Source organism: Rhodopirellula sp. JB055 (assembly GCF_043100905.1).
GTDB lineage: Bacteria > Planctomycetota > Planctomycetia > Pirellulales > Pirellulaceae > Rhodopirellula.
Map to the genome: position 1 here is coordinate 1 of NZ_JBICHO010000542.1, position 5,467 is coordinate 5,467.

General features: G+C 57.1%; 5 protein-coding genes. 2 read left to right on the forward strand and 3 right to left on the reverse strand.

From position 1 onward, the window contains the following. Nucleotides 1–217 (forward strand): hypothetical protein (locus ACF8AM_RS21075; protein WP_392557543.1); only part of this gene is annotated, 217 nt, incomplete at its 5' end. Nucleotides 218–401: 184 nt separating this feature from the next. Here ACF8AM_RS21075 and ACF8AM_RS21080 read toward each other — a convergent pair. From ACF8AM_RS21080 to ACF8AM_RS21090, 3 genes are all read right to left on the reverse strand, one after another. After that, nucleotides 402–2,621, reverse strand: coding sequence for a multiheme c-type cytochrome (locus ACF8AM_RS21080; RefSeq protein ID WP_392557544.1), 2,220 nt, complete (start codon nucleotides 2,619–2,621; stop codon nucleotides 402–404). Nucleotides 2,622–2,830: 209 nt separating this feature from the next. After that, nucleotides 2,831–4,075 (reverse strand): DUF1573 domain-containing protein, encoded by a 1,245-nt coding sequence (locus ACF8AM_RS21085; RefSeq protein WP_392557545.1) that lies wholly within the window; start codon nucleotides 4,073–4,075, stop codon nucleotides 2,831–2,833. Between the two features lie 91 nt (nucleotides 4,076–4,166). Beyond that, on the reverse strand, nucleotides 4,167–5,228 hold the full coding sequence (locus tag ACF8AM_RS21090) for a hypothetical protein (protein ID WP_392557546.1): 1,062 nt from the start codon (nucleotides 5,226–5,228) through the stop codon (nucleotides 4,167–4,169). Between the two features lie 58 nt (nucleotides 5,229–5,286). On the opposite strand from ACF8AM_RS21090, the gene ACF8AM_RS21095 reads away from it, so the two are divergent. After that, the coding region (locus ACF8AM_RS21095; RefSeq protein ID WP_392557547.1) for a hypothetical protein at nucleotides 5,287–5,467 on the forward strand (181 nt) is incomplete at its 3' end.

Genomic DNA, 5,467 nt, shown 5'->3' on the forward strand with positions numbered 1-5,467 from the left:
CAGCAAAGGCAGCTTCACTCGGCTGATTGGAGCCATCGGTGCGTTGTGCGGCGAAGTGACGGGCGAATCCGTCCGCACGGCTTTCCAACGTCTGAACTCACCGCAGTTGCGAGCTTGGGTCAAAGAATCGCTGGGGACAACTTCCAACGCACGCCGCAATGCCGCGTACCACGAATACCGACAACGAACTAATGCACCCTCAGCAATGCCGGCTTAACACCGATTCGTCAGTCCAGGTCTCACCTGGCAACCAGTCGATGCTTCGAAACAAAGCGAGGCGTGATCCAAGCACCATCACAAGAGCAACCTTCCCCCGCGAAGAACCAACGCCAGGTGGAACCTGGCCTACGAGGTTTGCTGCAGGGGAATGCTTGCAATCGCTCAGATCTTCTCACCCGCGATCAATCGAGACCGTAGTGCTCGATCTCTGCCCCGGAGTCGTCGAAAGCACCTTCTGCATGGAAGTCAGGACGGTTGTCCAAATCGTGGCACTTCATGCAGGCTTCGCGAGCCTCGTCGATCGGCAACTTCATCGCTTCTCGCAGACGAGCTTTCTCTTCGTCGCTGACGCCGCTGTCGGCCTCTTCGGCTTTGGTATGAGCGGCACCAGGACCATGGCAATTTTCGCAACCGTTGCCGTGCAGGTGTGAACTGACATCCAAACCCAAGTACCCGGAGACGTAAGGGTAATAGCCTTGCGGGTTCCAGCCGGTCACGTGGCAAGAGATGCATTCGGGATCGAAGTGGCGCGAAACGTCGCCACGTTCGCCTGGATTGACCAAATGCTCGGTTGCCTCGAAGTGAGCCGAGCCTTCCCAGATGTCATACGCAGTCGTGTGGCATTTGCCGCATGCTTCCGCACCGACGAACTGGTCGCCGGAAGGATGCTGGATCGGTTTGAGACCCAAGTTGTCAAACCCTAAATCCCGCAGTTGAAACTGGTAGTCCTTCATCAACGCTCGCATTTCAGGAGCGTCTTCAAACTCGTGAGTCAGCGGCACGCGGGCGTAACGAATCGGACCATCGGGGTACAATCCAACCAATCCCGTGTACATGCCTTTGTCGCCGGTCAAAATCGCCTTCGTCTCGCTGCCTTCAATTGCTTCCGGCTGATAGGTTGGCTCGCCGTATCCACCCGCGATCACGACCAAGTCAAATCCAGGAACGGATCGAACCAACTCGTGTGCATTCTTTTCTTTGCCGTAGAACGTTAACACCGTGTAATCAGGGTTCTCTTCCTGAATGGCGGCCAACGCTTCTTTCGCCGAGTCCACCAAATCCAGCAATTGAATGTCATCACTGAGTTTGGTCTCAAGCGATTCGGGATCGAGGATCGTTGTGACAGCCAGGGTCATTCCGCCTTTGCGAACGACCCGATGCGACGGCATCAAAGAACGATCAAACGGGATCATGTTGGCCGAGACATAAATCGCTTCTTCCGGATCACCAGGCGAAGCTTCTTGGATCAAATCGTTCACGCTCAGACGAACGTCGTCAGGCCCCAGGCCAACCGAAACATAGTCCATCTTGCGAAGAGCTTCGAGCGAACGGTGGAACTTGATCTCCGATTGGCGACCGTAGCGACGGACAAGGTTGCCTGCGTCGATGGGAGCCAGCTCCCACCCCTTTTCGCGAAGCTGCTTCAAGAACGTCATTCGGCGGGCAACGCCGCCCTTTTGGTTTTCCAAACCTGTGCAGCCGCATGGTTCGATGTAACCGTGTTGCTGGCCAGTCACAAACAACGTCAGAGCAGGTTCTGGCCAAGCGTTGTAATCCTCGGGTTCTTGACCTCCACCGACCGATTCGGCATCGATCAACGTGTCGATGATGGGTGCATCGGGTCCGGTCAACTGAAACGCGGCATCTGGTTCGGCGGGCAAACTCAAGGGTTCCGCTTCCGCACCCTCCGCTTCGCTGAGCGGACGTTTGGCAACCATCTTCTCAGGTGCGATCAGATCCATCGGCGACTCCGACAGATCCGCAGCAGGAACGTCCGACTCCCGGATTTCGGCCGGCCCGGCAAGATTCACGACCGTCGATGGATGCGACTCGGGCAGCCCCAATGGGGTTGGAACGATCTCCGCTTCGATCTCTTTGCGAGCGACTGGCGTCGGCACGATTTCGACCTTGCCGAGATCCGAGGCCGACTTCTCTGATTGGGTGTCTTCTGAGGTGTCGATTTGGCTCAGATCAATTTCGCCATCGAATTTGCCAGTCGCAACCTTGGCGGGAACGGCAGGTTCCAAGGCGACAACTTCTTCTGGACTGACCTCCTCATCGGTCTCCACCGTCCAGGTCAACTCGTCCTCGGACCAATCATCGATTTCGGTCGTGGATTCGGTTTCCTCAACAGCGACATCCAACGAAGCCGAGGTTGCGAAGGACAACGGTTGCTGACGAGCAAAACGCCAATCATCCGAGGGCAATTGGACGTGTCCCTGGTAGTCCACCGCTGGATCCACAGCGACTGGTTCTACCGCCACCAATTCGGGCGGATTCAAAGAAGCGATCTCGTCCTTTTCCGAATGCTCCGCGATGGGAGCTGGCGAGTAGCACCCCGCCACCGACAAAGCAGAGACCCCCAAAATGGCGACCAAGCACGACCATCGTTTCCGTTTCACGAAAGAGGCCATCGGCTGTGCAACGGAGGTCGACAAACGGCGTAGAAAGGGGGGTGGCGATTTCATCTGGGCCTGATCAACAGCGTTGAATGAGTCTTTTCTCGACAGTTCACGTCCAACGCAGAAGGGTCCACGATCGTCTTGGATGGCTTGGTTCGATCGCAGCGACGACATCGTCATGATCCCCTTGGTTACGCGACCCGTTTATCTTAACGCGCCGGCAGCGAAAATTTCAGGCGTAATTTCATGGAAGGCACGTTGGGGTTATCGGACACAATCGTCACCAATCCGTAGTCTTCTCGGTTCATGCCCAAACGATCGATTTTTTCGTCACCAGGGGTCAAGGTGAACTCGAGGCTGTACAGGGACATGGAACCTTTCTGAATCGGTTTGTTCAGTTTGGCCTCCACCACCCCTTCGGGCGAAACCTCCCCAATGGACAAGGTCGTTTTGTCACGTTCGGGTCCTTTCAAAACAACAAACGCCTTCGCCGTCTGCGGCCCCTGCTCGGTGATCTTGCCGAAGTCGTAAATGTACCCCCCACCGGTAACACCGGTCAGCTTGTTACTTTCCAACATGCTCAGGACACCAACGATCCGGCCGGTGACCGCCGCCACAATGGACTCGTCGGGCTCAGTCTCACCATCGTCGGACACGGAGGTCGCTTCTTCCCCGACCTTGTTGAACGGCATCAACAAGTTCTGACTCACCGGCCCCTGTTCCAAACCGGGTGCAATGGTCGCTTTGACCAGGAACGCCTGGGTGGCTTCCGCGTGCTCTTCGTCCTCAATTTCGAGTGGCGTGACTTCGAACTCAGCCAATTCGTTCATGTCCTCGCTGCTGAATTTTGGCTGCCCCAACTGAATTTCGTTCCCCATGTAGCTGTAAACTTTCAGCTCCAATTCGATGGGCTCCCCTGACGCGACTTCTTTGAACGTCAGCGTTTCGGGAACCAGTTGCACCTGGCGAACGACTTTCCCGGTGATCTCAAAACGAATCGCGACCTGGGTGGGGTCATTGGTCCGAAGTTCAGCGGATTGACCGAACGTGGTCTCGTTGGTCTTCACCGTCCACGTCATTTTGACTTCGGTTTCTTCACCGGGAGCCAAGCTCTCGTTTTCCAAAGTTCCCACGGTGCATTTGCAGGTCGAAGCCCCGATTTTCAGCGTCAGAGGGGCGTCACCCACATTCTTGACCCTGAACGTGTGCTCCCCCTCTTCGTCGGGCTGCATGATTCCAAAGTCGTGCTCATTGCCATCGGGCAGTTCGACTTCGGGAACATCCTCGCTCCACTCCTTTTTCAACGCCGCCATCGCATTGGCTGCCGTCGTTTTTCCTTCGTAATCGATTGGTCCAAAGTGAGGCTCGTAATGGCCGTAGTTGGATTCATTGATGTTGTAGGCGATCGCAGCACCAATTCCGGCAACAATCAAGCAAGCGAGCAACGTTTTCATAGCAAAACGACGACGAGAAAAGAAAAAACGAGAATCACCGCTGGGTTACGCCAGACACCTCCACATGGTTCACCGCAAAGCGTTTCTGGACCTACATTCGCACAGCGTCCATTGCCGCCTGAGCCGACTGGCGGACGGGTTGCTGGATCGCGGATCGCCCAATCGGTCGCACGACCAAGATGAATTGCAAGGACAATTGGCGGGTGATCACCCCACCTGCTTCCGCCAATTCGACGGCTTTCTCAGCCAATTCCCTGACGGATTGTGCCGAATCCCCCGCTGCCTCGGCGATCAAAACTCGCTGAGCCGCAATGGCTTGGTGCGAGGGACTGAGCAATTGGCACCGATCATAGATCGTTTTGGCTCGAGCAAGAGCCTCGGCTTCTCCACCGACCTGATATCGGTGCAGCAGCAATTCACCAATCGCCTCCAAGCGTGAGGGATCGTTTCCGGCTCGCTCAATCGCGTCGTCCAGCGCTTCCTGGAATCGCGGGCTCATTTCAGTCGACGCGGGATTCGTCGCGAATCGTTGCAACCAAGCTTGTTCAATCACATGCAACCGGAACATCGCAGGGTCAAACGCGTGTGGGTCTGCCTCCATCGCTTGTCGACAAGACTTCTCTCCGCCGACCAAATTGCCTCGCCGAACCTGAACGTCAGCCTCTGCCATCCAGCGTTTCGATTCCGTCACGGGCCAATACGAGACCATCCCCATCGTCAACGCGGCCAACGTCACCAATGTCGCGCTCGCCACCGCCCCCAACCGCCCACGATTGACAACGCTTTCGCGTGCTTCCTGCCCCGGCGAAATGCCTGAAGGTCCCGAAACGGGAATCGATTCCCTCGACGAGGTCACAAACGCAGCCAACGTCCAGAGCACCACTGCGATTCCCGGCACCGTCCATCCGCCCGAAAAGCTGAGGTGCACGCATCCGGCCAACAAGGCAAACCCAGCCATCCGACGACCATCCCAGCACCGACCGGGCGCCGAACACTTGTCGGCCAAGCGAAACCACCACAGCCAACCAGCGGCACCCGCCAACGGAACCGCGATCAGATGAGCGTCGAAATCCGGCAGGTCACGGTTGCGAACCCCCAGGATCCAAACCGCCAACAAACCCACGGCCGCCCCAACCGGTACAGCCCACCTCACGACCCCGGAACGCGATCCCGATGCCATCAATGCCTCAGACGGTGTTTCATTGGTCGCGATGTTGAGCGCCGGCCTCGTGCTGCGGCTCAGCAAAGACAACTTCCTGCAACTGATCAACAATCCGCTGGTCGACCGGGTCGATAGCGACGGTGCGCTGGCCAGGGTCGCCAAGGGCGCGGTCTGGCTCGACCTGCGCAGCAGCGACCAGTTCGATGAGTCGCACCTGGAGGGTGCGATCA